This is a genomic window from Flavobacterium sp. PS2, from assembly GCF_046250155.1.
In the GTDB taxonomy this organism is placed as follows: Bacteria; Bacteroidota; Bacteroidia; order Flavobacteriales; family Flavobacteriaceae; genus Flavobacterium.
In genome coordinates this window covers 1,813,838-1,840,825 of sequence record NZ_CP176426.1, presented here as the reverse complement: position 1 = coordinate 1,840,825, position 26,988 = coordinate 1,813,838, and the positions used below count along the sequence as shown (strand labels likewise).

Annotated in this window: 25 protein-coding genes; 13 read left to right on the top strand and 12 right to left on the bottom strand. The window is 33.5% G+C overall.

Annotation, left to right across the window (positions count from 1 at the left end; translation table 11 throughout):
• Window positions 1-53 precede the first annotated feature (53 nt).
• The 10 genes from ACJ6WR_RS07825 (at window position 54) to bglX (ending at window position 16,752) form a co-directional block, all read left to right on the top strand.
• Complete coding sequence (locus ACJ6WR_RS07825; RefSeq protein WP_409417523.1) at window positions 54-3,215, top strand: SusC/RagA family TonB-linked outer membrane protein; 3,162 nt, start codon at window positions 54-56, stop codon at window positions 3,213-3,215.
• A 14-nt stretch (window positions 3,216-3,229) separates the two neighbouring features.
• On the top strand, window positions 3,230-4,750 hold the full coding sequence (locus tag ACJ6WR_RS07820) for a RagB/SusD family nutrient uptake outer membrane protein (protein WP_409417522.1): 1,521 nt from the start codon (window positions 3,230-3,232) through the stop codon (window positions 4,748-4,750).
• Between the two features lie 11 nt (window positions 4,751-4,761).
• Window positions 4,762-5,640 carry a hypothetical protein gene (locus ACJ6WR_RS07815; RefSeq protein ID WP_123912129.1) on the top strand — a complete coding sequence of 293 codons (879 nt, stop codon included), beginning with the start codon at window positions 4,762-4,764 and terminating at the stop codon, window positions 5,638-5,640.
• A gap of 150 nt (window positions 5,641-5,790) precedes the next feature.
• Window positions 5,791-7,245, top strand: a complete 1,455-nt coding sequence (locus tag ACJ6WR_RS07810) for a glycoside hydrolase family 30 beta sandwich domain-containing protein (RefSeq protein ID WP_039120168.1) — start codon at window positions 5,791-5,793, stop codon at window positions 7,243-7,245.
• Between the two features lie 74 nt (window positions 7,246-7,319).
• On the top strand, window positions 7,320-8,804 hold the full coding sequence (locus ACJ6WR_RS07805; protein ID WP_409417521.1) for a glycoside hydrolase family 30 protein: 1,485 nt from the start codon (window positions 7,320-7,322) through the stop codon (window positions 8,802-8,804).
• Between the two features lie 21 nt (window positions 8,805-8,825).
• Window positions 8,826-10,301 (top strand): glycoside hydrolase family 30 protein, encoded by a 1,476-nt coding sequence (locus ACJ6WR_RS07800; RefSeq protein ID WP_409417520.1) that lies wholly within the window; start codon window positions 8,826-8,828, stop codon window positions 10,299-10,301.
• 46 nt (window positions 10,302-10,347) lie between these two features.
• Entirely contained in the window at window positions 10,348-12,090 is a 1,743-nt protein-coding gene (locus tag ACJ6WR_RS07795; protein WP_409417519.1) for a cellulase family glycosylhydrolase, read from the top strand.
• Window positions 12,091-12,213: 123 nt separating this feature from the next.
• Window positions 12,214-13,050, top strand: a complete 837-nt coding sequence (locus ACJ6WR_RS07790) for an endonuclease/exonuclease/phosphatase family protein (protein WP_409417518.1) — start codon at window positions 12,214-12,216, stop codon at window positions 13,048-13,050.
• 3 nt (window positions 13,051-13,053) lie between these two features.
• Entirely contained in the window at window positions 13,054-14,493 is a 1,440-nt protein-coding gene (locus ACJ6WR_RS07785; RefSeq protein WP_409417517.1) for a glycoside hydrolase family 30 protein, read from the top strand.
• Between the two features lie 30 nt (window positions 14,494-14,523).
• The gene (bglX, locus tag ACJ6WR_RS07780; protein WP_409417516.1) at window positions 14,524-16,752 is read left to right on the top strand and encodes a beta-glucosidase BglX; all 2,229 of its coding nucleotides are present in this window, start codon (window positions 14,524-14,526) and stop codon (window positions 16,750-16,752) included.
• 54 nt (window positions 16,753-16,806) lie between these two features.
• Here bglX and ACJ6WR_RS07775 read toward each other — a convergent pair whose 3' ends face one another.
• Window positions 16,807-17,061: a hypothetical protein gene (locus tag ACJ6WR_RS07775; protein ID WP_039111822.1), complete on the bottom strand. Its 255-nt coding sequence runs from the start codon at window positions 17,059-17,061 to the stop codon at window positions 16,807-16,809.
• Between the two features lie 371 nt (window positions 17,062-17,432).
• Here ACJ6WR_RS07775 and ACJ6WR_RS07770 point away from each other — a divergent pair, with 371 nt between their 5' ends.
• The 3 genes from ACJ6WR_RS07770 to ACJ6WR_RS07760 are packed head-to-tail and all read left to right on the top strand — an operon-like array spanning window position 17,433 to window position 19,092.
• Window positions 17,433-18,188, top strand: a complete 756-nt coding sequence (locus ACJ6WR_RS07770) for an NUDIX hydrolase (RefSeq protein ID WP_409417515.1) — start codon at window positions 17,433-17,435, stop codon at window positions 18,186-18,188.
• Window positions 18,189-18,219: 31 nt separating this feature from the next.
• Window positions 18,220-18,540 carry an MmcQ/YjbR family DNA-binding protein gene (locus ACJ6WR_RS07765; RefSeq protein WP_409417514.1) on the top strand — a complete coding sequence of 107 codons (321 nt, stop codon included), beginning with the start codon at window positions 18,220-18,222 and terminating at the stop codon, window positions 18,538-18,540.
• A 33-nt stretch (window positions 18,541-18,573) separates the two neighbouring features.
• Entirely contained in the window at window positions 18,574-19,092 is a 519-nt protein-coding gene (locus ACJ6WR_RS07760) for a GrpB family protein (RefSeq protein WP_409417513.1), read from the top strand.
• Window positions 19,093-19,187: 95 nt separating this feature from the next.
• On the opposite strand, the gene ACJ6WR_RS07755 is transcribed toward ACJ6WR_RS07760, so the two are convergent.
• The 11 genes from ACJ6WR_RS07755 to ACJ6WR_RS07705 form a co-directional block, all read right to left on the bottom strand.
• Window positions 19,188-19,796, bottom strand: coding sequence for an alpha-ketoglutarate-dependent dioxygenase AlkB family protein (locus ACJ6WR_RS07755; RefSeq protein ID WP_086896400.1), 609 nt, complete (start codon window positions 19,794-19,796; stop codon window positions 19,188-19,190).
• Window positions 19,783-20,028, bottom strand: coding sequence for an Ada metal-binding domain-containing protein (locus tag ACJ6WR_RS07750; RefSeq protein WP_409417512.1), 246 nt, complete (start codon window positions 20,026-20,028; stop codon window positions 19,783-19,785). The genes ACJ6WR_RS07755 and ACJ6WR_RS07750 overlap by 14 nt, the downstream gene beginning before the upstream one ends.
• 301 nt (window positions 20,029-20,329) lie before the next feature.
• Window positions 20,330-21,043 (bottom strand): 2OG-Fe(II) oxygenase, encoded by a 714-nt coding sequence (locus ACJ6WR_RS07745; protein ID WP_409417924.1) that lies wholly within the window; start codon window positions 21,041-21,043, stop codon window positions 20,330-20,332.
• Between the two features lie 314 nt (window positions 21,044-21,357).
• A complete protein-coding gene (locus ACJ6WR_RS07740) occupies window positions 21,358-22,209 on the bottom strand; it encodes a methylated-DNA--[protein]-cysteine S-methyltransferase (protein WP_409417511.1) in 852 nt (283 codons plus the stop codon).
• Window positions 22,210-22,462: 253 nt separating this feature from the next.
• Window positions 22,463-22,939, bottom strand: a complete 477-nt coding sequence (locus ACJ6WR_RS07735) for a GNAT family N-acetyltransferase (RefSeq protein WP_409417510.1) — start codon at window positions 22,937-22,939, stop codon at window positions 22,463-22,465.
• 33 nt (window positions 22,940-22,972) lie between these two features.
• Window positions 22,973-23,926 carry a Fic family protein gene (locus ACJ6WR_RS07730; protein WP_409417509.1) on the bottom strand — a complete coding sequence of 318 codons (954 nt, stop codon included), beginning with the start codon at window positions 23,924-23,926 and terminating at the stop codon, window positions 22,973-22,975.
• Between the two features lie 41 nt (window positions 23,927-23,967).
• Entirely contained in the window at window positions 23,968-24,300 is a 333-nt protein-coding gene (locus tag ACJ6WR_RS07725; RefSeq protein WP_086894842.1) for a DMT family transporter, read from the bottom strand.
• Window positions 24,301-24,333: 33 nt separating this feature from the next.
• Window positions 24,334-24,813, bottom strand: a complete 480-nt coding sequence (locus ACJ6WR_RS07720; RefSeq protein WP_409417508.1) for a hypothetical protein — start codon at window positions 24,811-24,813, stop codon at window positions 24,334-24,336.
• A gap of 60 nt (window positions 24,814-24,873) precedes the next feature.
• On the bottom strand, window positions 24,874-25,908 hold the full coding sequence (locus ACJ6WR_RS07715) for a hypothetical protein (RefSeq protein WP_409417507.1): 1,035 nt from the start codon (window positions 25,906-25,908) through the stop codon (window positions 24,874-24,876).
• A 55-nt stretch (window positions 25,909-25,963) separates the two neighbouring features.
• Window positions 25,964-26,599 carry a hypothetical protein gene (locus tag ACJ6WR_RS07710; RefSeq protein WP_409417506.1) on the bottom strand — a complete coding sequence of 212 codons (636 nt, stop codon included), beginning with the start codon at window positions 26,597-26,599 and terminating at the stop codon, window positions 25,964-25,966.
• 6 nt (window positions 26,600-26,605) lie between these two features.
• Window positions 26,606-26,890, bottom strand: coding sequence for a hypothetical protein (locus ACJ6WR_RS07705; RefSeq protein ID WP_323491490.1), 285 nt, complete (start codon window positions 26,888-26,890; stop codon window positions 26,606-26,608).
• Between the last annotated feature and the right edge of the window lie 98 nt (window positions 26,891-26,988).

Sequence of the window (26,988 nt, the reverse complement as noted above, 5' to 3'; positions counted from 1 at the left end):
ACTTATTATTATTGTTCCGAATTACTAATTAATTAACCAAAATTTTTAGAAAAATGAAATTAACAAAATTACTTATTTTTTGTTTTTCATCTATTCTATTCTCAGTTTATGCTCAAGCGCAAGACGTTACAGTAAACGGAATAGTTAATGATGAAAGTGGTATGCCAGTACCAGGAGCATCTGTTTTAATAAAAGGAACGGGGAAAGGGACATCTTCTGACTTTGATGGGAAGTTTCAACTTCAGGCACCTTCTAATGGTGTTTTAACAATTACGTTTATAGGTTATGGAACTATTAATGAACCAATAAATGGTAGAAATAAAATAGTTATACAATTACGTCCAGAATCACAAACGTTAAATGAGGTTGTTGTTGTAGGATATGGTACTCAAAAGAAAAGTGTAGTTACAGGAGCAATTTCTAAAGTAAAATCTTCGGATATCGAAAATTTACCGATATCCAGAGTTGAACAAACTTTACAAGGAAGGGTTTCTGGAGTTACTGTTGCTGCGAGTTCTGGACAACCAGGTTCCGCATCTACGATTCGTGTGCGTGGTATAACTACTCTGGGAAACAATGACCCATTATGGGTTGTAGATGGAGTAGTGGTTGATGCTGGTGGTATTGGGTATTTAAACCAGTCAGATATTGCTTCTATCGAGGTATTAAAAGATGCGGCTTCTCAAGCAATTTACGGAGCAAGAGCTGCAGCTGGGGTAATTATTGTTACTACCAAAAAAGGGAAATCAGGAAAAATGAGTGTTAGCTATAATGGCTATACAGGTTTTTCTTCGGCAGCAAGAAAACTAGATCTTTTAAATGCGACTGAATATGCTACTTTAAGAAATGAGAAGTATGCAAACGGATATGCTAAAAAATCTCCAACAGATACTTTTGCATTGCCTTTTCAAGATCCTAATGCATTAGGTGCAGGTACAGATTGGCAATCGGTTATTTTTAATGATAGTGCAGCACGTATTGGTCAAGAGTTAAGTTTATCAGGAGGAAATGATGTATCTACTTTTTATGCCTCTTTTGGTCTTTTGGATCAGGAGGGTATTGTAACAACAGATATTTCTAATTATAACAGAAAAAATATTCGTTTAAACTCTACTCACAAAATATCTAAGTGGGTAACTTTTGGTCAGACATTAGGTTTTTCCAGAGAGAAAACGATGGGGATAGGAAACACAAATAGTGAGTTTGGAGGACCATTAAGTTCTGCAATAAATTTAGATCCGATTACTCCTGCTATCGTAACAGACCCAGGGATGGCTGCATTGCCACCATATTCTGTGGGAATTGATGGTAAAGGTAAAGGAATCTTAAGAGATCCTTACGGAAATCCATACGGTGTTTCGACTATGGTTACACAAGAAATGTCTAATCCATTGGCTTATACTCAAACTAGATTAGGAAATTACAACTGGTCAGATAACTTTGTTGGAAATGCTTACTTAGAAATTGAGCCAATAAAAGGATTAAAATTCAGAACTACATTAGGAGGTAAACTTGCTTATTGGGGTGTTGAAAGCTTTACACCAGTTGCATATTTAAACTCAACTAATATGACACAAGTAAATAACCTTTATAGAGAAACAAATAAAGGTTTTGGATGGAATATCGAGAATACTGCTTCTTATACAAAAAGTATAGGTGATCATAATTTTAGCGTATTAGTAGGTCAGGGAGCTTATGTAGATAACAGAAATAGTGGTACAAAAATTACGTATACTAATTTACCAGTAGATAATCATGATGATGCCTCTTTTAATTTTGACCTTCCAAAAGATCAAATAAATGCTACAGCAACTACAGGAAATGAGCACAGAGTAACTTCTTTATTCTCTAGATTAACTTATGATTTTAAAGAAAAATATTTAGTTACAGGTATCATTCGTAGAGATGGATCTTCAAGATTTGGAGCAAATAATAAATACGGAACTTTCCCTTCATTCTCATTAGGATGGGTTCCATCAAAAGAAGCATTTTGGGTTGAAAACAAAGTAGTAAACCAATTGAAATTTAGAGGTGGTTACGGTGTAACTGGTAATGATAATATTGGAGATTTTAAATATCTGGCAACTGTAGGAGATGGTCGTAACTATACTATAGGGACATCTGGATCTGTAACTATTGGTAACAGCCCGAATGCACCTTCAAATCCAGATTTAAAATGGGAAGAAACGAGCCAGACAAATATTGGTTTAGATGCTACTATTTTTTCTGATTTCAGTTTATCTGTAGACTGGTATATTAAAAAAACTACAGGAATCCTTCAGGAAATTATGTTACCAGGTTATGTTGGTTCAGGAAATCCAACTGGAAACGTTGCTGATATGCAAAATAAAGGTGTCGATTTAGAATTAGGATACCGTAAAAAATTAGGACAGGTTAATATGTCTTTAAGTGCAAACGTATCTTATCTGGAAAATGAAGTAACATATTTAGGACGTGGAGTTGATTTTCTTGCAACAGGAGAGCAATTTAAAGCGATGACTTATGATATTACAAGAACTCAAGTTGGGCAGCCTTATGGATCTTTCTACGGATTTAAGACAGCAGGAATTTTCCAAAACCAAAATGAGATTAATGCTTATAAAAATGCTGCAGGAGGATTAATTCAACCAGATGCTAAACCCGGAGATTTCCGTTGGCAAGACATTAATGGAGATGGTCAAATTAATTCAGATGACAGAACAAATATTGGTAGCCCAATACCAAAATACACTTTTGGATTTACGGTAAATCTAGATTATAAAAATTTCGATTTAATGATTTTTACGCAAGGAGCTGCCGGAAATAAAATTTTCCAGGGATTACGTAGGTTAGATATTGAAAACTCTAATTACCAAACCACTGCTTTAAGTCGTTGGACGGGAGAAGGTACATCTAATACGTACCCAAGATTAACATCTGATGATACCAACAAAAACTTTAATAACCCTTCTGATTTTTATCTTGAAAAAGGAGATTACGTAAGAATAAAAACAATTCAGATAGGATATTCATTGCCAGTTAAGACTATAGGACAAATTGGTTTAGAAAAAACCAGAGTTTATTTAACAGGAGAGAACTTATTGACTTTTACTAAGTATACTGGATATGATCCTGAAATTGGAGCAAATAGCGCTACAGGAAATGTTATGGGTATAGATAGAGGTATTTATCCTCAAGCCAGAACTATAATGTTGGGAGTTAATTTACAATTTTAATAAAAACGAGAATCATGAAACTAAAAAATATAAAATATTCACTTGTTGTTTGCGGAGTACTTTTTACTGTCCTGTCATGCGGTGAGGATTTTTTAACTGTAGAACCAAAAGGAACTGTTCTAGAGGATAAATATTACCAAAATGAAAGCCAGGCTTATGCAGGATTAGTAGCTGTTTATGATATACTTGGTAAGCAGTCTAAAGGATTTGAAAACATGATCTGTATGCTAAATGCAGGTTCAGATGATTTTAATGCAGCTGGTGGTGGTGCTACAGATGGTGCCGGAATACATGCATTTGGAGATTATTCACTTAGCCAATCAACAATCCCAGGTAGTTTTTGGGGAGATTTTTATCAAGGAATTTTTAGAGCAAACGTATTGCTTGAAAAGTTACCAGCGGTACCTATGGATGAAGCTAAAAAAGCAAGATTTGCAGCTGAAACAAAAGCGTTACGTGCTTATTATTATTTTGAATTGGTTCGTACTTTCAGAAATATCCCATTGATATTAGAGCCATTAAAAACACCAGATATTTTTAATGTAGTTCAAGCGACACCAGAAGCGGTATACGCACAGATTGAAAAAGATTTGAAAGAATCACTTCCTGGATTACCTGTTATAATTACAAATAAGGGAGATGAAGCAGGACGTTTATCTCAGGGTGCAGCAAAGGCATTGTTAGGAAAAGTTTATTTATACGAAGGGAAAAATGCATTATCAGCAGCAGAATTTGCTGATGTAAATGGTACTCCGGGTGGTACAAGTATGTACGGATATAAATTGGTAGCTGATTTTGCAGATTTATGGAAGATAAGCAACAAGTTTAATTCAGAAGCAATTATCGAAATTGTACATACTGATAAAAGTAATGCCGATTGGGGCTTTTGGGGTGGAGGAAAAGATGAAGGAAACTCTGTTTGTATTATGGTAGGACCTAGAGGATACAATAGATCAGAAAATTCTACAGCACCAGATTATGTTTCGGGATGGAGTTTTAGTACTGTAAGACAAAGTTTATATGATGTGCTAAAAGGAGATCCTCGTTTTGATGCTACCATTCTTGATATGAAAGCATTGAAAGCTGCTAAACAAGCAGATTGGGCTCCTAATTATGATGATACAGGTTATTTCCTTAAAAAATTCATGCCATTAAATTCCGATACATCTACAGGTAGTGGATCAACAGCTTTAAATTACAAACAAGATGTTTACGCGATTCGTTTAGCAGATACATATTTAATGGAAGCCGAAGCATTAGGTGGTACAGGAACAAGAGCGCAAGCTTTACTAGATGCTGTAAGAGCACGTGTAGGTTTAGGATCAACTCCGGTTTCTTTGGATGCAATTGCGTTAGAAAGAAGAAAAGAATTAGCTGGAGAAGGACATCGTTGGTTCGATTTAGTAAGAACAGGAAAAGCTGCTGTTGCATTGGCATCTAAAGGATTCCAAGCAGGTAAAAATGAAATTTGGCCAATTCCTTTTAAAGAATTAGAGAATACTAAAATTGTTCAGAACCCTAATTATAACGATTAAATAAAGATCATATGAATTTAAATATAATTTTTAAAAAGACTATATACCTAATGTTTGTTTTAGGAACACTAACAAGTTGTGAACCTGATGCACCAGGAGCTGGCAACGGATTAACTGTTGCAAGTGTAGATCCTTCATTTACAATTACCCCAGTAGAAGGAAAGAATAATACATATTTATTAGTATCAGGTACAGACAATGTGCTGAATTCTTACTGGAAAGTAGGCAAGGCAGAGTTTTATGGAAAAATGAATTTGGAGATTTTTTTGCCAGATAAAGGAACGTATAAAGTAGTGCATACTGCTGTAGGCCGTGGAGGAACTACTGATTTTGCTACCAAAGAAATTATTATTGCTGCAAATGATCCTGACAGAGGAAATTTAGTTAAAGGAACCAGTTTCTTAGATGCTGCTGACCAGGCACAATGGACCAACTTGCACCTTAATACTAACGGATTAGCCGCATGGACTTTCACTCCGGGATTTGCAACTATAAACGCAAGTGGAAACACCTCTAATCAGGAAGGAATTTATCAGGAAATAGATGTTGTAGCAGGTAAAGAATATATAATAGATATGCAGGTATCTGCAAAAAGCGGATCTCCAGATTTTTGGTTTGAAGTATATGCTGGAAAAACAGTTCCAACTTCTGGAGTTGTGTATACAGACAACAAAGTTATGGGATTAAGCTCTGAAGACGGTTGCGGGAAAGGAGCATTTGATGGAAAACTATCTGCTGTAGGATGTGTAAAAAATAGTGCTACAGACAAAGTAGGTAATGTTGTAAAGTTTGCAGAAACGGGTAAAGTCTATTTAGTAATAAGAGCTGGTGGTAACGGATTTACTCCAACTGGAATAACAATTACAGAAGTAGAGTTTAGAGGAAAATAATTAAGAATTGAGTTAAATAAGTTTAAGTTAGGTTGTAGAATAGCCCATATTCTTTATGACTATGGGCTATTTTTAAACTACTTAGACACTAAAGGTATGTTTTATTGACATTGAAAATGTTGTTAGAATTTGCACATTAAAAATTAAATAATGAAAAAAAACAGCTATAAGATTCTTTGCTTATTATTTACGTTGACCGCTTTTTCGCAGCAGCAAAAAAACAAGCAAGAGTTTACCACAAATGGAAAAAAAATTGCAGTTTATACAACAGCAGATAATTCAAAATTAAGAATAACACCAACAGATAATCTAGTTTTTTCGGCATCGAAACAACCATTAGAAACTGAAATATCGGTTTTTGTACAACCTAAAAAAACCTTTCAAACCTTTATGGGAATTGGGGGAGCAATTACAGATGCAAGTGCAGAGGTTTTTGCCAAATTATCAAAAGAAAAGCAAGCAGAATTTTTAAAAGCGTACTACGATACCAAAACAGGAATAGGCTATTCATTGCTAAGAACCACAATACACAGTTCTGATTTTAGCAGTGGAAGCTATACTTATATCGAAGAAGGAGATAAAGATTTAAAAACTTTTAATATTGATCATGACAGGCAATATCGCATACCAATGATTAAAGAAGCGATGAAAACCGCTAATAATAATCTGGTATTATATGTCGCTCCCTGGAGTCCGCCAGCATTTATGAAAAGTAATAAAGACATGCTAAAAGGTGGTACACTATTACCAGAATACAATCAGGCTTGGGCAGATTATTATGTAAAATTTATAAAAGCGTACGAAAAAGAAGGAATGCCTATTTGGGGAACATCGGTTCAGAACGAACCAATGGCAACGCAAACATGGGAATCTTGCATTTACTCTGCAGAAGCAGAAAGAGATTTTATAAAAAACTTCCTGGGGCCAACAATGAAAAAAGCAGGCTTGGGAGATAAAAAAATTATTGCTTGGGATCATAATCGTGATTTAATGAACCAAAGAGCCAATGTAATTTATTCTGACCCAGAAGCTTCAAAATATGTTTGGGGAATGGGGTTTCATTGGTACGAAACATGGACAGGTGGAGCGCCTATGTTTGATAATGTAAAACAAGTGTACCAAGCCTATCCAGATAAAAAATTAATGTTTACCGAAGGTTGTATCGAAAAATTTGACGCAGCTAAGTATCAATTTTGGCCAAATGCCGAAAGATATGGAATTTCTATGATTAATGATTTTAATAACGGTACGGTTGCCTGGACAGATTGGAATGTGTTGTTAGATCAAAATGGTGGGCCAAATCATGTGGGGAATTTTTGTTTTTCGCCAATTCATGCCGACACCAATACGGGAGAATTAATCTATACACCATCGTATTATTATATCGGGCATTTCTCAAAATTTATTCGCCCGAATGCAAAAAGAGTAAGTACAGCAGTTAGCAGAAGCTCTTTGTTAAGTACATCATTTCTTAATACCGATGGTAAAATGATTACAGTTGTAATGAACCAAACCGATTTAAGTGTGACTTATAATTTAATTATAGCATCAGAGAAAACGGTTGTTACAATACCAGCTCGCGCCATTCAAACTTTAGTCTATTAATTATAATAAAAGCCAAGAGTTAAATATGTTCAGTCATTTTTAATTCTTGGTTTTATTTAAAACAAACTATTTAGATGAACAACACTATAAAACTGATAAAAAATATTTCACCAATACTGATAACGGTTTTTACATTAAGCTGTTCATCATCAAATGTCATAGACAAAAAATCAAAAAACGAACACAATCAAAATCATCAAAAAATTGAAATCTTTACAACAGCCGAGAATACAAATTTTAAATTATCCAAAACAGCTAATTTAATTCTCGCTTCTGCAAATGAGAATTCAAACAATGCAATCTCAATTACAGTAAATCCTCAAAAAACAGATCAAACCTTTTTAGGGATTGGAGGTGCTATTACAGATGCAAGTGCCGAGGTTTTTGCAAAATTAAGTACTAAGAAACAACAAGAATTTCTTAATGCTTATTATAATAAAGACAAAGGAATAGGCTATTCATTAGTAAGAACAACAATTCATAGTTCCGATTTTAGTAGTGGTAGTTATACTTATATACAAGAAGGAGATAAAGATTTAAAAACCTTTAGCGTTGAGCATGATCGTAAATATCGTATTCCGTTATTAAAAAAAGCTATTGCTACGGCAGGAGGAAAATTAACACTTTTTGCCAGTCCGTGGAGTCCTCCGGCATTTATGAAAAGTAATAATAACATGCTAAGAGGAGGTACATTACTACCAGAATATGCGCAATCATGGGCTAATTATTATGTGAAATTTATTCGGGAATACGAAAAAGAAGGTATTCCTATTTGGGGATTGTCTATTCAAAATGAACCAATGGCAAGCCAGAGTTGGGAATCTTGTATTTATAGTCCAGAAGCCGAAAGAGATTTTTTAAGAGATTATCTAGGACCAACAATGACAAAAGAAGGATTAGAATCTAAAAATATTATAATCTGGGATCATAACCGTGGTGAAATGTTAGAGCAAAGAGCTCGCCTTGTTTTTTCAGATCCCGAAGTTTCTAAATATGCTTGGGGAATAGGATTCCATTGGTATGAAACTTGGGCAGGAGGACCGCCTAAATTTGAATCCGTTGGTGCGGTACATGCTGCTTACCCAAATAAAAACTTATTATTTACCGAAGGTTGCAATGAAAAATTCGACGCTACAAAATATCAGTTTTGGGGAAATGCAGAACGATACGGAATTAATATGATTAATGATTTTAATAACGGAACAGTAGGCTGGACAGATTGGAATATCCTTTTGGATCAAAACGGAGGTCCAAATCACGTAGGTAATTTTTGCTTTGCCCCAATTCATGCTAATACAAATACTGATGAATTAATATACACACCGATGTATTATTATATAGGACACTTTTCAAAATTCATTCGCCCTAATGCCAAAAGAATCATAACTCAAGTAAGTACAGATGCTTTATTGAGTACATCATTTATTAATACAGATGGAAAAATTGCAACCGTAGTAATGAACAAAAGTGATAAAGAGATAACATATAATTTAATACTTGCATCCGAGAAAAAGACAATTACGATTCTGTCACATGCCATGCAAACTTTGGTTTATTAAGAAATTATAAAAAGAAATAAAATGAAACAGTATTTAAGTAAGATTATAAAGGTTGCATTTTTTGCTGCACTAGTCGTATTGCAGGTAAAATGCTCTTCATCTAGCGATACTGTCGATCCAGCTCCAAAACCACCAGTAAAACCAGATCCGCCCACTGCTGTTACTAATGATGTAGATTTTTGGTTAACCAAAGGGGATCAGACAGTATTGCTTACCAAACAAAATGGAGTTCTTGGGTTTAATACCACAGTAAATTCATATACAAATATTGAAGTAAACGAAGCCCAAAAATACCAAACCATCGATGGATTTGGATATACCTTAACAGGCGGAAGTGCACAGGTAATTAACCAATTATCAGTTCAGAAAAAAAATGATTTATTGCAGGGATTATTTGGCTCGACCGAAACTTCTATTTCAATAAATTATATAAGAATAAGTATCGGAGCATCCGATTTAAACGAGAAAGCATTTACTTATAATGATTTACCAAAAGGCGAAACCGATCTTGATTTGGCTAAGTTTAGTTTAGACCTTGATAAAAACGGAGTAATTGCACTTTTAAAAGAAATTCTGGCAATTAATCCAAACATTAAGATATTGGCAACGCCTTGGTCAGCACCACTTTGGATGAAAGATAAAGATAGTTTTGTTGGCGGAAGCTTACAAACTCAATATTATGATGTGTATGCAAAATACTTTGTAAAATACATTCAGCAAATGAAAAATGAAGGAATAATAATAGATGCCATTACTCCTCAAAATGAACCCTTACACGGCGGTAATAATCCGAGTATGGTAATGAGCGCTTTACAACAAACAAATTTTATCAAAAACAATTTAGGGCCAGCATTTAAAGCAGCTAATCTTACAACCAAGATCATTGCTTACGATCACAATTGCGATAATACACAATATGCTATGGCGATTTTAGGAGATCCTATTGCAAGTCCTTTTGTAGATGGATCGGCATTTCATTTATATGCGGGAAATATCAATGCACTTTCGACAGTATATAATGCTTTTCCAAATAAAAATCTGTATTTCACTGAGCAATTTACTTCTTCGACAGGAGATTTTAAAGACGATTTAAAGTGGCATCTTAAAAATGTAATTATTGGTTCAATGCGCAATTGGAGCAAGAATGCATTAGAGTGGAACTTGGCTAATAATGGTTCTTTTGAGCCACATACACAAGGAGGTTGTAATACTTGTAAAGGCGCATTAACTGTAAATTCTAGCAGCAGTTTTAATCGTAACGTAGCGTATTATATTATTGCTCACGCTTCCAAATTTGTTCCTGTAGGTTCCATAAGAATTTCTAGTAATATAAGTGGGAATTTGCAAAATGTAGCTTTTATAACCCCAACAGGTAAAAAAGTATTGATAGTAGAAAATGATGGAGATACAAGCGAGATATTCAATATAAAATTTAATGGTAAGTGGGTTACAACCTCATTAGATGGAGGCTCTGTAGGAACTTATACTTGGAAATAATAAACAAATAAGATTTAATCTAGGACTTATATAATAAAATAGATATATGAGAAAAATAGTTTTGCCATTACTAGTATTGTTTTCATTGACCTCTTTTGGACAAGGTTTTTTGCACCAAAGCGGACAAAATATTGTAGATGGAAAAGGTAAAAATATAGTATTAAGAGGATTAGGATTAGGAGGATGGATGGTTCAGGAAGGATACATGATTCAGACCGAACCATTTGCAAGTCCACAATATGTTATAAAACAAAAAATAACAGATTTAATCGGAACCGAAAAAACCGAAAAGTTTTATGAGGCATATAGAGCCAACGGAATAACCAAAAGAGATGTTGACTCATTGGCAGCTTGGGGATTTAACTCCATTCGTTTACCAATGCATTATAATTTATACACACCGCCAATAGAAGCAGAAAAAAACGGTGAAATTACTTGGATAGAAGAAGGTTTTACAATGACCGACAACTTGCTAAAATGGTGTGCAGAGAATAAAATATATCTTATTTTGGATCTTCATGCTGCGCCAGGAGGACAAGGAAAAGATGCCGCAATCTCTGATTATGATGATACAAAACCATCAGTTTGGGAAAGCGAAACCAATCGTAAAAAAATGACTGAATTATGGAAAAAATTAGCGTTGCGTTATAAAGACAATCCATGGATTGGGGCTTATGATATTATAAATGAACCCAATTGGAATTTTACAGGAACAAATAAAAATGGTTGCGATGAAAATTCGAATGCGCCTTTGCGTGAGCTTTTGGTTTCTATTACAAAAGCAATTCGCGAAGTCGATAAAAACCACATGATTATTATCGAAGGAAATTGTTGGGGAAATAATTACAACGGAATGTTTCCGCTATGGGATGATAATATGGCAATGAGTTTTCATAAATATTGGAATTACAATACCACAGCATCAATCCAGAAAATGCTAGATTATAGAAAACAATATAATGTACCAATTTGGATGGGAGAAGGAGGAGAAAACTCTAATGTTTGGTTTAAAGATGCTATTTCATTATTCGAAACAAATAATATCGGTTGGGCATTTTGGCCAATGAAAAAAATCGAAAATATTGCAGGAATTGCTTCAGTTACCAAAACACCCGAATACGAAAAGTTGCGTTTATACTGGAAAGATGGAGGCGAAAAACCAAGCCCAGATTTTGCAGAAAAAGCATTGATGCAATTAGCCGAGAATTTTAAGTTAGAGAATACCACAATAAAGGCAGACGTACTTGACGCAATGTTTCGTCAAGTACGTACAAATGAAACAAAAAGTTATAAAAAACGAGTTTTGCCTGGTAAAATATTTGCAACCGAATATGATTTAGGAACAAACGGATTCGCATATTCTGATAAAGATTTTGTGAATTATCGTGTAGAAACAGGAACATTCGAAGAATGGAACAAGGGGAAAACAATGCGAAATGACGGAGTTGATATTCTGCCATGCAAAGACGATTCTTCAAATGGATATCAGGTATCATTTATCGAAAATACCGAGTGGTTACAATTTACTGCAACAAGCAAATCGGCAGCAACGTATGATGTAGCCATTAGATACTCAAGCGAAAAAGAAGAAGGAAAATTACATCTGGAAAACGAAACAGGAAAAATCTCAGATACAATTACCCTTCCAGCAACAGGAAATGATACAACTTGGAGAACAATTATACTCTCGGGCGTAAAGCTGAAAAAAGGAGAAAATAAAATTAAAGGCGTTTTTGATAAAGGAGGATTTAATTTGAATTACCTGGATTTTACAACTACAAAGAAGTAAGTTGTTAAAAAAACGTAAAGTAAAACCTATGATAGTGTTTGTAATTAATATTTTGTTAGATTAGTTTTCTCCATTAAAAGCTTCAGATAAAATGGGAGCTTTAATGGATTAAAACCTTTAATTATGAAAAAAATAAACCAACTAATCGCCCTTGTAATGTTTTTGTCTTTTAATGGAATTTATGGACAAAATTTAAAAATCATGACGTATAATATCCGTTTAGATATTGCTTCAGATGGGGAAAATGCATGGCCAAACCGTAAAGATTTTTTTACATCACAAATACAATTTTATGCCCCGGATATTTTTGGCGTACAAGAAGCAATGCCCAATCAAGTTAATGATATTGCAGCGGCATTACCAAGTTATAATCATATAGGTATTGCTCGCGAAGGAGAAGGAAAAGGAGAATCATCTTCTATATTTTATAAAAAAGATAGATTCTCAGTACAACAAGCCAATACTTTCTGGCTCTCACAAACCCCAGATGTAATATCAAAAGGATGGGATGCAGCTTATAATAGAGTTTGTACGTATGCACTTTTTAAGGACCTAAAAACTAAAAAAACATTTTGGGTTTTTAATACACATCTCGACCACATTGGCGAAGAAGCAAGAACCAAAGGACTTGAACTAATTCTTTCTAAAATAGCAGCAGTAAATACCAAAGGATATCCAGTATTCCTTATGGGAGATTTTAATTCGGAACCTAGTGAAGAACGCATCATTTCTTTGAAAAAAATAATGAATGATACTCGTGAAATTTCAGAAGAAAAACCATTTGGCCCATCTGGAACCTTTAATGAATTTAAGCATGACAAACCAGTCACGCTATTACTAGATTATATTTTTATTTCTAAAAACAGCAATCTAAAAATAAAAAAACATGCAGTTTTAAGTGATTCAATAGATTTAAAATACCCATCGGATCATTTTCCTGTTTTAATTGAGATTAACTAAACCATGAAAAAAATAAACAATACAATGCAAATTTTGATTTTGCTACCACTTATTGCAATGCAAATAAAGTGCGGCACAACAAAAAATGCGACTACAACTATAACATCCAAAACAGATAAAGTGGAATATTGGGTTACCAAAAGTGACCAATCGGTAAAGCTTCAAAAACAAACTGAAGCATTAGTTTTTACTACAGCAACAAATACAAACCCAACAATAGAAATAGATGCTTCGAAGAAATTTCAGACTATAGATGGTTTTGGATTTTCATTAACAGGAGGAAGTGCAGAAGCCATTAATAAATTAGAGAAATCAAAAAAAGCAGCATTATTACAAGAACTATTTGGCTCAAAAGATAATTCGGTAGGAATTAGTTACCTCCGTATTAGTATCGGAGCATCAGATCTTAATGCTGAGGTATTCTCTTATGATGATATGCCAGCAGGAAAAACCGATTTAAAGCTAGAACATTTTAATCTAGGTCCAGATGCAACAACGCTAGTTCCGCTTTTAAAAGAAATTATTGCCATAAATCCTAGTATTAAAATCATGGGATCGCCTTGGTCACCACCAGTTTGGATGAAAGATAACGGAAGTACAAAAGGAGGAAGTTTGCAACCACAGTATTACGAAGTATATGCTAATTATTTTGTAAAATACATTCAGAAAATGAAAGAAGAAGGGATTATAATTGACGCTATAACCCCTCAAAATGAACCTTTGCATCCCGGAAATAACCCAAGTTTATTAATGCTTGCAGAACAACAAGCAGCTTTTATCGGGAATCATTTAGGTCCCGCTTTCGCGAAAGCAAAAATCAAAACCAAAATTGTTACTTACGACCATAATTGCAACAAACCCGAATATCCCTTAACAATTTTAAATGATCTAAAAGCATTACCATTTGTAGATGGTTCGGCTTTTCATTTATACGAAGGAGATATTAGTGCACTATCAACAGTTCATGACGCATATCCAAACAAGAATGTTTATTTTACAGAACAATATACAGGATCAGGCAGCAGTTTTGAGACAGATTTAAAATGGAATGTAAAAAATGTTGTAATAGGTTCTATGCGTAATTGGAGCAAGAACGCACTTTCTTGGGGCTTAGCCAATGATGAATTTTATAAACCATTTACACCAGGCGGATGCAGTACCTGCAAAGGCGCTTTGATGATTGATAAAGATGGAGTAATTAAGAGAGAAGTAGGATATTATATTATTGCACACGCATCCAAATTTGTACCCGAAGGTTCTGTACGAATTGCTAGTAATGTAAGTGGTAATATATATAATGTAGCTTTTAAAACTCCAAAAGGGAATATTGTTCTAATAGTTGAAAATGATGGCGAAACAGTCGAAACATTTAACATTAAATACAATCAAAAACAAATAGCAACTTCATTAGACGCAGGTTCGGTGGCAACTTACGTTTGGTAGAAAAATCAATACCAATTTAATATTTATTTCATGAAAAGAATTACCACATTAACTTGTTTGATGATTTCGTTTTTTGCGATAGCACAACAGCAAACAATAGATCAGAAAGTAGATGCGTTGTTAAAAAAAATGACGCTTGAGGAAAAAATAGGACAGCTTAACCAGTATACAGGTAACAATGCTGCAACAGGACCTATTACAATAAACCCAAACAAACAAGCCGAAATTAAAGATGGTTTAGTGGGGTCAATGCTTAATGTAGTTGGAACAAAATACACCCGACAATATCAGGAATTGGCAATGCAATCGCGTCTTAAAATACCATTGTTGTACGGTCAGGATGTAATACATGGTTTTAAAACCACATTTCCGATTCCGTTAGGAGAAGCAGCAAGTTGGGATTTGGCAGCGATAGAACTTTCGGCTAGAGTTGCTGCGACCGAAGCTGCTGCAAGCGGAATTCATTGGACATTTGCCCCAATGGTCGATATTGGTCGTGACCCACGTTGGGGGCGTGTAATGGAAGGAGCAGGAGAAGATACCTATTTAGGTTCAAGAATAGCTTATGCCAGAGTAAAAGGATTTCAAGGAGATAAACTAGGAAATCTAAATTCAGTAATGGCATGCGTAAAACATTTTGCTGCTTATGGAGCTGCAATTGGAGGTAGAGATTATAACTCAGTAGATATGAGCGAAAGAATGTTGTGGGAAACCTATTTGCCACCTTTCAAAGCCGCGCTAGATGCTGGAGCAGCTACATTTATGAATTCATTTAATGACATTAACGGAATTCCAGCAACAGGAAATGCGCATTTACAAAGAGATATTTTAAAAGGAAAATGGAACTTTCAAGGATTTGTAGTTTCAGATTGGGGATCAATAGGAGAAATGGTAGCACATGGCTATTCTAAAGATCTTAAAGAAGCTGCATTAGCTGCAATCACTGCCGGTAGTGATATGGATATGGAAAGTAATGCATACAGATATAACTTGGCAGCATTGATAAAAGAAAACAAAGTTTCGATAGACTTAGTTGATGATGCAGTAAAAAGAATTTTGCGCAAGAAATTTGAGTTAGGATTATTTGAAGATCCATACAAATACTCTAATCCAGATAGAGAGAAAAAAGAATTAAATAATCCGGAACACCGTAAAGCAGCTCGTGAAGTTGCAGCAAAAAGTATCGTTTTATTAAAGAACGATAATGCAATTTTACCACTTTCTAAAAGCACAAAAACAATTGCGTTTATAGGACCAATGGTAAAAGAATACAAAGCCAATATGGGTTTCTGGGCAGTTGAATTACCAGAAGTCGACTATAACAAATGGGTGGTTTCTCAATGGGACGGATTACAAAATAAAATAGGGAAGAATACCAAATTATTATATGCCAAAGGTTGTGAAGTAGAAGGCGATAACAAAGATGGTTTTGCAGAGGCAATCGCAACAGCAAAACAAGCCGATGTAGTAATCTTGAGTATTGGAGAAAGACATGATATGAGCGGTGAGGCCAAAAGCCGAAGCAATATTAACATACCAGGAGTTCAGGAAGAATTAGTAAAAGCGATTCAGGCAACAGGAAAACCAGTTGTAGTTTTGGTTAATGCCGGAAGACCACTTGTTTTTAATTGGACGGCCGATAATGTACCAGCTATTCTTTATACTTGGTGGTTAGGTAGCGAAGCAGGAAATGCTATTGCAGATGTTTTATTTGGAGATTATAATCCGTCAGGAAAATTACCAATGACATTTCCACGAGAAGTGGGACAAATTCCTATTTACTACAACCATTATAGTACAGGAAGACCAGCACAAGATGACAATGCAAAAGGATATGTTTCTGCTTATACAGATCTAAAAACTAGTCCTAAATTCCCTTTTGGATTCGGATTAAGCTATACTAAATTCGATTATTCCGATTTAAAATTATCTACAACTAAAATGAAAAGCAATGAGAAAATTCAAGTTTCTTTTCAGTTAAAAAATGCTGGAAAAGTAGAAGGAGAAGAAGTGGTACAATTGTATTTAAAAGATAAATTTGGATCAGTTGTAAGACCAGTTTTAGAACTTAGAGATTTTCAGAAAGTGAAATTAAATGCAGGAGAAACTAAAACGATTCAGTTTACAATAGATAATGAAAAATTATCTTTCTATAATGACAAGATAGAGTGGGGTTCAGAACCAGGCGATTTTGAATTGATGATAGGATCATCTTCGGCAGATATTCGTGTAAAATCTGATTTTGAATTAGTGAAATAATAACAGCAATTTTAAAATAAAAAAACGGGCAAAATATATATTTTGCCCGTTTTTTTATTTTAAAGTATTCATAAAATCCATAACTCCAATTCCTTTATAGGATTCGTTTATGGCTTGTTCGTAAGCATCTTTTTTTGCTTTTTTGTCTTTTGAATCAACATTACTCAAAAGTTGATCGGAAATTTTTTCCTGCTTAATGCTATATTTTAACGATTCCTCTAAAAGGTCGTTTTTTGATACTAATCCGAAAGAAGAACATATTTTTCTAATAAGCTTCTTGTTCAGTTTTTCTAGAGTTGGGATGCTCATAATACAATTAGTTATGTTTTCAATTAATTATATGACTGCCTTTTTATTTTTTTGTTACAGAACAGTAATTTTTTTAACTGGACATTAATGCCTTATAATTAGCTTATTAATTGTTTTTTTGAAGAAAAATAACAAGCGTAGCATTAAATGTGTTATTATGACGCAATGTACTTATTTTTTTTAAGTCGTTTTATATTTGATTGTAAATTTGACATTAATTTATGATTTTTTAAAGCATAAAAAATCTGTGCTATAGCCTGCTTTAATTGCAAAAACGATGTTAGAAAATAAGATTGATTTTCTTTTATTGAAAATAAGCTAAATTGCACATTTATTTTATGTCGGATAAAATTTGAACAAATAATAAATGCATGATAAATACCACTATATATACTCATGAAGACTATCAGCCAGGACTTTCTATAGATTGTGTGATTTTTGGATTTCATGATAATCAGCTAAAAGTTTTGCTAATTAAAACCCCGTATGAAAATAAATGGTCATTACCCGGCGGATTTGTCCCTATAAATGAAGATATAGATGATGCAGCAGTAAGAGTACTTAAAATCAGGACAGGAGTAGAAGGTATTTTTTTGAGACAATTTGCTACTTTTGGTAAAGTAAAAAGAAACGACAAGCATTTTGGTAATGCAATTTTAGACCATCTAAAAATTCCCAGAGAGGCAGGGAAATGGCTTTCACAACGATTTGTAACCGTAGGATATTATGCCTTGGTCGATTTCTTGCAAACCGTTCCACAACAAAATAAAAAAGAAGAATTAATAGAATGGGTCGATCACAAAGAAGTTCCAGAATTAATCTTGGATCACAAAGAAATTCTAGATAAAGCATTGATTACACTCCGAAATGAGTTAAATTTAATACCAGTAGGATATAATTTGTTGCCTGAAAAATTTACGATTCCGGAGCTTCAAAAATTATATGAAACGATTTTGGATAGAAAACTCGATAGAAGAAACTTTCTCCGAAAAATAACCAATATCGGAATCTTGAATAAGCTCGACGAAAAGAAAAGTAATGTAGCGCACAAAGCTCCAAATTTATATACTTTTGATAAAGATAAATATGATGAGATTCTTAAAAATGGACTAAATCAAGGTTGGTAAAAATTAGAGTTTAACTTTAAAATAAGCTATCATGGTATCGATTGAAACATTTAGAAAGTTAGCTTTATCATTCTCAGAAGTAACCGAAGAGCCACACTTTGAAAAGACTTCTTTTCGGGTGAAGAAGAAAATATTTGCAACACTCGATGTAAATAAAAACCAAGGAGTATTGAAGTTTAATGAAATCGAACAATCTGTTTTTTGCGCTTCAAGTGAAAAATTCTTTTATCCCGTACCTAATAAATGGGGACAACAAGGCTGGACAATTGTAGATCTTGCCAAAGTTCCAGAGCCAATGCTACAAGATGCATTGTCAGTTTCCTATAATAATGTTTTACCCAAGAAGCATTAATAACCAATTATTATATTTGCAAAAAATAGCTATATGATAGGTGCTGAAAATTGGAATATAATTGTCGTTCCGTACAATCCTAATTGGGCGGATGAATTTAAAAAAATCGAAAGAGAATTACTCGTTGTTTTAAAAGATGAGGTATTATCAATTGAACATGTAGGTAGTACATCTGTAGAAGGTTTACACGCAAAACCGATTATAGATATAGATATTGTAATCGAAAACGATAGGTTTCTGATTGTAAAACAGAAACTAAAAGAGATAGGTTATGAACATGTAGGTAATTTAGGTATTGATGGCCGAGATGCCTTTAGCTATAAAAATAAGGAACACCTTATGGAGCATCATTTATATGTATGCAACAAAGAGTCGAATGAGTTAAAACGCCATGTCACTTTTCGGAATTACCTACGCACACATGCAGACGAAAGGGACAGATATAGCCAGATAAAAATAGAAATGGCCGAAAAATTCCCTCACGATATAGATAATTATCTTTTAGGAAAAGAATCAGTAATATTAGATATCTACAAAAAATGTGGGTTATAATTTAGTATCATGAGATTAAGAATTTATGCTTAATACAAAAACCAATCCTTGATTCACATACTTAATGAATCTTAATCTCTTAATGGTTTAAAAAATTACTCGACTATAGTTCTAAAAGTCAGGTTTACTCTAGGTTTAGATGTTGTTTTAGTTGGCGGTAATCGATGTAACCAATGGGTTTGTGTAGTATCTTTCATGACCAATAAACTACCATGTTCTAAGATTAAAGAAACGGTTTCTTTAGTTTCTTTATGTTTAAAGGCAAACTTTCGTTCCGCTCCAAAACTTACCGAAGCAATAGCACCATTCTTTTTCAAATCTTTTTCGGCATCGCTGTGCCACGCCATTCCTTCGTCGCCAGAATGATATAAATTAAGCAAACAAGAATTAAAGGTTTCTCCGGTTTTTTCTTCGATAACCTTTTTTAATTCTAATAATTCATTAGTCCACGGAAGTGCCTTTTTTGTAGTGTTAGAGTAGGTATATTCAAAAGGGGAATCGCCATACCAAGCCACTTTACGTTTTGTAATTATTAATTTCCCAAAGATAATTGCTTCGTCATTTCTCCATTCGATAGTATTGAGTAATATATCTCGATAATGATTTGAATTTTCTCTGGAAAATAGTTTACCATAATAATTTACAGTTCCGTCTTTAGGTAATAAATTGGTCGTTTCGTCTATTTCGGGATTAAATAAGTCCATCTTTCCAGTTTTTATATTCAGCTTTCATACAATGACCACAGGGTCTAAAGCCATTTTGTTGAGCTTCATCTTCGGATAAAAAGAAAACCCGATTTTCATGTTTCATTCTTTTACCAGAAGAACATTTTAAAGTTCCGTAAATTTTTAGCTTTCGGTTTCCACCAAAGCAAATTTCTGCATTTTTAATTTTATTCCGGAGATCTGAATCGGAAATTTCATTGTGTTGAATCATTTCTTTTATACGTTTTTTTTACCGTAGAGACGTACCATAGTGCGTCTAGGCAAAGATTACCCTATTTTTTGCCACAGATTAAAAGGATTAGAATGATTTATAAATCTGCCATATCTGCTAAATCTGCGTGAAAAAATTATGTATTATATTTTACCGCAATTTTTATCCTGTAGAGACGCACCGCAGTGCGTCTAACATCACGTAATTAATCTATGAGGACAATCTTTGTGTAGACGCACTGCGGTGCGTCTCTACAGACATGCTGTATGTTAAAACCTTTGTGCCTCAGTACCTTTGTACCTTAACTCAACGCATCATGAAAAATAATCCCCAGCGTATGTCGTTCGCCAGAATGAATCTCACTAACACCATGTTTCATATTAACGCGGTAATAACCTTTAGAACCTTTTACGGGTCTGAAATTGGTGGTAAAAACTAGAATATCACCTTTTTTTGGTTTCAGAACAATGGCTTTCGATTGTGCCTTGGGAGTCTGTTGTGTTAATACAAATTCGCCACCAGTAAAATCTTCATCGGGTTCGTTTAAGAAAAGCACGATTTGAATCGGAAAATAAACATCGCCATATAAATCCTGATGTAAGGTATTAAAACCGCTTTTGCCATATTTTAAAATTAAAACAGTTGCTTTTAATTGATTATTGGCGTGACATTGTTCGAGTAATTTTTCATGAGATTCAGGAAAAACTGTATTTATATTTAATACTTTCATCCATGAATTTGCAATTGGAGCAAGTTTAGGATAAATAGCTGTTCGAATTGTCTGGATTAAATCTGGCAATGGATAATTAAAATATTTGTATTCGCCTAAACCAAATCGATAACGTTCCATAACGACCGTTTTTCGGTATAAATTAGGATTTGAATAGTCAAATTTTAAATCTTCACATTGATCGTTATTAAGCACATTCGGAATTATTGCAAATCCATTTTCGTGCATAGATTCGGTGATGCTTTCCCAATTAAGAGAAGCAATTTTTGATTGTATATTTTGCATGGTAATTTTAGATGTTATTGAATTTATCATGAAGAATCATTCACATACAGTATATCTGTAGAGACGCACCGCAGTGCGTTTACGCAAAGATTGTCCTATTTTTTACCACAGATTAAAAGATTAAAATGATTTATAAATCTGCCATATCTGCTAAATCTGCGTGAAAAAAAATGTATTATATTTTAGCACAATTTTTATCCAGTAGAGACGCACCGCAGTGCGTCTACGCAAAGATTATCGTCATAGATTGTAAATTGAAATACGGAACGTTAGACGTACTACGGTGCGTCTCTACAGATGTACGTTGTGTAGCTTTATACTGCAGGATTTACCTGTACGCCTTCCCAACCGATAATGGCAGTTTTTCGGGTATTTCCCCACATATATCCGCCAAAAGTTCCAGAAGCTTGAATCACACGATGACAAGGAATAAGAAAAGCTACAGGATTACTGCCAATCGCAGTTCCTACTGCACGCGAAGCATTAGGCTTTTCTATTTGTTGTGCGATAGAGCCGTAGGTGGAGAGTTGTCCCATTGGAATTTTTAGTAGCGTTTCCCAGACTTTCAATTGGAAATCGGTTCCTTTTAAATGCAGTTTTATTTCTGATAATTTACTCCAATCATTCTGAAAAATAAACAACGCATTTTGTTGTACCAAATCTAGTTTTCGGGAGAATGTTGCATTTGGGAATTTGTGTTGTAAATTTTCAAAACCAGTTTCTTCATTTTCGGCGAAAGCCATAAAACAAACGCCTTTACTAGTCGAAGCAACAATAATATTCCCAAACGGACTTTCGGCAAAACTGAAATTAATTTCCAGGTTTTTACCTCCGTTTTTATATTCGGCTGGCGTCATTCCCTCGATGTTTACAAATAAGTCATGAAGGCGACTTGTACCCGAAAGACCAGTATCGAAAGCGGCATCAGATAAAGTTGCCTGATTGTTTTCTTTGAGGATTTTTTTGGCGTGTTCGACACTAATATATTGCAAGAATTTCTTCGGACTTGTTCCTGCCCATTCGGTAAATAAACGCTGAAAGTGAAACGGACTTAAATGCACTTTTTCGGCAACCTCATCTAAGTTGGGTTGTTCCTTAAAGTTAGCTTTGATATGATCTATTGCATCAGCAATGCGATTATAATTAATGTTTTCCTGTGTATTCATTTCGTTCAATTTTATAATACAAATATCGACAGGATTCTTCAGTCATAAAATCCGAAACTTGCTGTGTTTTTTTTAACCGCAAAGTGCGCTAAGGTTTTACGTAAAGAACGCGATGTTTTTTACTTGCAAAGCCGCAAAGTTTTAATTTTAAAATTCGTGTCAATCTTTGTCGATGTACTTTATGGTCCTTCGACTTCGCTCAGGATGACAATATTGCGAAAAGAAACTTTGCGACTTTGCGAGATTATAAAGTTCACGATAAATCTTTTTCCATTTTGTAATTAATCAGTTCTACGCCTAATCTTATATTTCGTTGTTCGGCTTTTACTATAAAGCCTTTCTTTTCGAAGAATGGTTTTGCTGTTATACTTATGTCAGATGTTATGGTTTTTTGTCCCAAAGCGTCAGGATATTTTTTAGCTTCAAGTTCTAATTCAGTTAAGATTCTATCAGCGATTCCTTGTCGTTGATACTCTTTATGAATGTAAAAGAAGTCGATGTAATTTCCATCTTTTAAAGTTCCAAAACCAGTAATTTTATTTTGGATAATAGCTAATAAAACAAATTGTGTATTAATAACTTCAATCCAGCGTTCGGTATTATCAACTCCCGAAATCCAAACATCAATTTGGACTGGATTATAATCGTCTTTGCAAACATGTTTTATAGTTTCGATATACAATTCTTGCAATTCTTGTAAATCGGAAATAGTAGCTTTTCGGAAGTTCATTGTATTTGTAATTATATGATAAAGAAATTCAATTTATAGTAAAATGTACTTTGTTTTATTTTGATTTCCTTCAATTTTAAAAATCTTAAGTTCCACTCCTTTTTTTAAATCCCTACTTGCTGTAGCAGATGATATTTCTTTAAAAACATTCATATAATCTTTTCTTGTAAATTCACGAACTCCTAGCATCGAAAAGTAATCCAGGCGGTCTATATCTCTTATTGTTCTATTGTTGTAGTTTAATAAATTCTCCAACGATGTATTTATGACCCCAAGCATATACTCAATAAAGTGAGTTGATTTTCCAGTATTGTCGCTTGTTTCAAGTGATTTGTAATATTCTTTTTGGGTCTGGCTAATTAAAGTTTCAAAAGGCAAAAATTCAAAAACGGGATATTCATTCATTAAAATTAAGGTTTGCCATAATCTTCCCATTCTACCATTTCCATCTAAAAAAGGATGAATGAACTCCATTTCATAATGAAAAACACAACTTTTTATTAGAGTTAATTCATCTTTATCTTTTAAATAATCAAATAAATCATTCATTAAATGAGGAACATTGCCATGTGGCGGGGCAACATGTGTAACTTTTGAACCTTTTACTATTCCAACACCTTGTTTTCGATATTTTCCAAAATCAGGAATTAAACCTTTCATCAATGCAGAGTGTGCATTTAAAAAGCTTTTAGATGATGTTGATTTGTACTGATCTAATTTTTCATATACCTTAATGGCATTAAGAACTTCAAGGATATCTTTTTCAGGACCAATGACACGTTTGTTTTCTATTAAAGCTGTAATTTGTTCTTCTGTCAAAGAGTTTCCTTCAATTTGTAAAGAAGAATGAATTGTTTTTATTCTGTTTTGTTTTCTTAACTGAGGAGATTGCTTGTCTAAATTGACGGCGTTTAGTGCTCCAATTTTTTCAGAAATAGAACTGATAAGTTTTAATATAATTGGAGTAATGTCATATGGAGGCTTCATGATAGTATCATTTGATACTATCAAAAGTACTATTTTTTAATCTAATGTGTTGTAGTTTTAGAAAAAACATTGATAACAACAACACCTATTATAATTAATGCCAATCCTATTATTGCAGGTAAATCGGGAGTTTGTTTAAAAAATACTGCCCCGATAATAGTAATTAATACAATCCCAACTCCAGACCAAATAGCATAGGCAACACCAACAGGAATTGTTCTTATAGCAAAGCTAAGGAAGTAAAATGCACCCGCATATCCTATAAAAGTTATTATGCTTGGAATAAGTTGAGTAAACTGTTCTGATTTTTTTAATGCTGAAGTTGCAATGATTTCAAATATAATGGCAATTCCTAAAAATAAAAAGTTTTTCATAATTCACGTTTTTACAAAGTTAATCTTTGTGTTTTAGTGAAAAGAAGAATTTGTTGAATATTGTTTTATTTCATTCAAATCTATTTTTTGGATGAGATTTTCAGAAATTGGATCATAATAGCGATAGGGAATACTAGGCCCTAACCCACGAAAAGGTCCATCCTTATGATTTAAAAAAGCCGAATATCTTCCGCAGCACTCTAATGTTATGTAGCTAAAATTTGAATCACAACTATTAACCTGAACATTAATCCATTGTGGGACTTTACCATTTCGCCATAAATAATCAATTACAGTCGATTTTGTAGCAGGATTAATCGAGCTTGATTCATCGATTTTATCATCAGGATAAATTTCTTCATCATTTTCTAATTCATTTCCATCATACGAACAATTAGTTTTAATTATGAATTTACAATCGTGTGGTAATTTGTTTATTACCATTTCCTGTGTAAAATCTATAAGTCCGTCAAGGGCTTTTTCTAAATTGATTTTAAAATCTTCTTTTGTCATAATTTATTTGCTGAGAAGGATGTTGAAAATCCAATAATCTAAAAACTATTTAAGTTTCCCTTAACGTATAGAAACACTTATTAATTGATATCCATTTTCGGTTCTCAGGAAATCAAAATGATCCTGCGTGGAATCTTTTTTATCACGGTGATTAATAATAATACTCTTCATTGGATATTTCCAGTCTTTGGATTCATTACAATTATTAAAATACTGATTGTATTTGTCTGCTTCGTAGATAAATTGATTTAGGCCATCTGTCGTAACAAAGTAATCACAAGTAGGCTTGTTAAGTTCTAGCAATTTATCTTTTATGAGTTTGTAGTTTTTATTAATGAACTTAGTTTTTGGTTCATTTATCCAGCCAACTGGTTCTTTCCAATAGAAAAATTCTTCATAGGAATGTTTTAGTAAATTCTCTTTGGATAAATCTGTGAGTAAATTATTTTTTAGCCACAATTTAAATTCTTTATCATAATTTATAAATGAATAGTATTGTCCATCAACACCAAGGAAATTTTCTCTTATCGGGTCTAAGCTTGGTTCTTTTGATTTTTGCAAAGAATAAAAATTTAGCTCATCATTAGATACAAAATTCTCGATAAGGATTTTGTTATTGGTATCAATAAGATAATCCTTTCCACCAGCCCAACTAAAATGATTGCAACCTCCACCATGATTATCATTTACTTTTTCGGCGCCTTTTAATGCTATAATCATTCCGTTTGTAACTTTGGTTAGGCTGCTATATTCGGCAGGAATTACAATTTTGCCATCACCATTAAACACCCCCATTTTATCAGTTTTTGGGTCTCGAAATCTGATAAAACCTTCGTTTTCGCAATCAGGACCATTGTCGAATATATACAAACTATCTCGACCAACTATTTTTCCAGTCTTTGTTAGATAATAGTTTTTCCAACTTTCATTTTCTTCTTCGGAAACAACAATAATATCATCAAATTTATTGGCAATTGTCATTCCCATAAATTTAGGTTCGATTTTTATAATGCCGTTTTTATCTTTATATCCGGTATGCGTCGTGTCTTTATCCCAGAATGCAGTCCATGTATCATTATTTTGTGCAAATGACATACAGTTTATAAGGAGAAATATATAGAAGAAGAAAATGTGTTTCATTGCTGTTTATCTATTTAAAATCGTATTCGTAATTTATTTCTTTTAAATCTTCTTCTAGTAATTCCCAATCTTCAATTTCGTCTACAATAGACAAAACCATTTCTTTGGTCAGGATTTTACCTTGATAAATTTCGGTTACAATTTTTAATGGAATTCCAGTTTCTTTATAAGATTCATCAAAATACTCGCTTGCCCAATCGATATATGTTTGCGGATTTCCATCAAAAATAGTTAGTAATTCTGCTGAGTTGTCATTATAATCTTCAATCGTTCCAACTTCCCAATTCTCGGTTTCGTTTGTCCACAAACAAAATGTTGTTCCAAAGGATGCAACAGGCTCACCAAAAATAAAGTCATTATAAATCTCAGGAAGGTTTTTAGTCAAATCACTTTTCTCGTTATGCTGATATTCGTGTGCAAAACCATTTATTACGCAATGATTTTCGAGAAAAAGAATATTCATTAAATCTCCAGATCCGTCTCTCATTTCGAAAAATTCTTCGCCTTCTCCCCATTTAGAGTTGTAGGAGTAATATCGATATTCCCATTCTTGGCAAATAATAGCGTCCAGAACTGAAATTGCTTTGCAGATATTCTGGAGTGAATTTTTATTAGGTAATAATTTAAAGTCTTTTGTAGAAATCATGTTTGTTTATATTTTATCAGTTCCGAACTGTATTTCTTTGGCTTCGTCATAACAATCGGAGCATAATATTTTGAAATCGGCTAAATTTTCAAATGCTTCATTCCACTCTTCGCCGTTATCGAGTAGCCATTGCTCACATGATCCACACCAGGCAATTTGCGGAAGATCTTCTTCGGCTTCGGAATAAAAAAAGCCAACTTTTTCTTTTTTGTCTATTGCCATTGCAAGATGAATACAGGCAAAAGACATATCTTTTGAACCATGTAGTTCACATATAACTTTTTCAATCATATTTTTAATCGTAATTAATCTAATCGGGTTTATTTACATTATAGATAGTTGAGGTTTTAAAATATTCAAGATCATTACGTTGATATGATTAACTAATT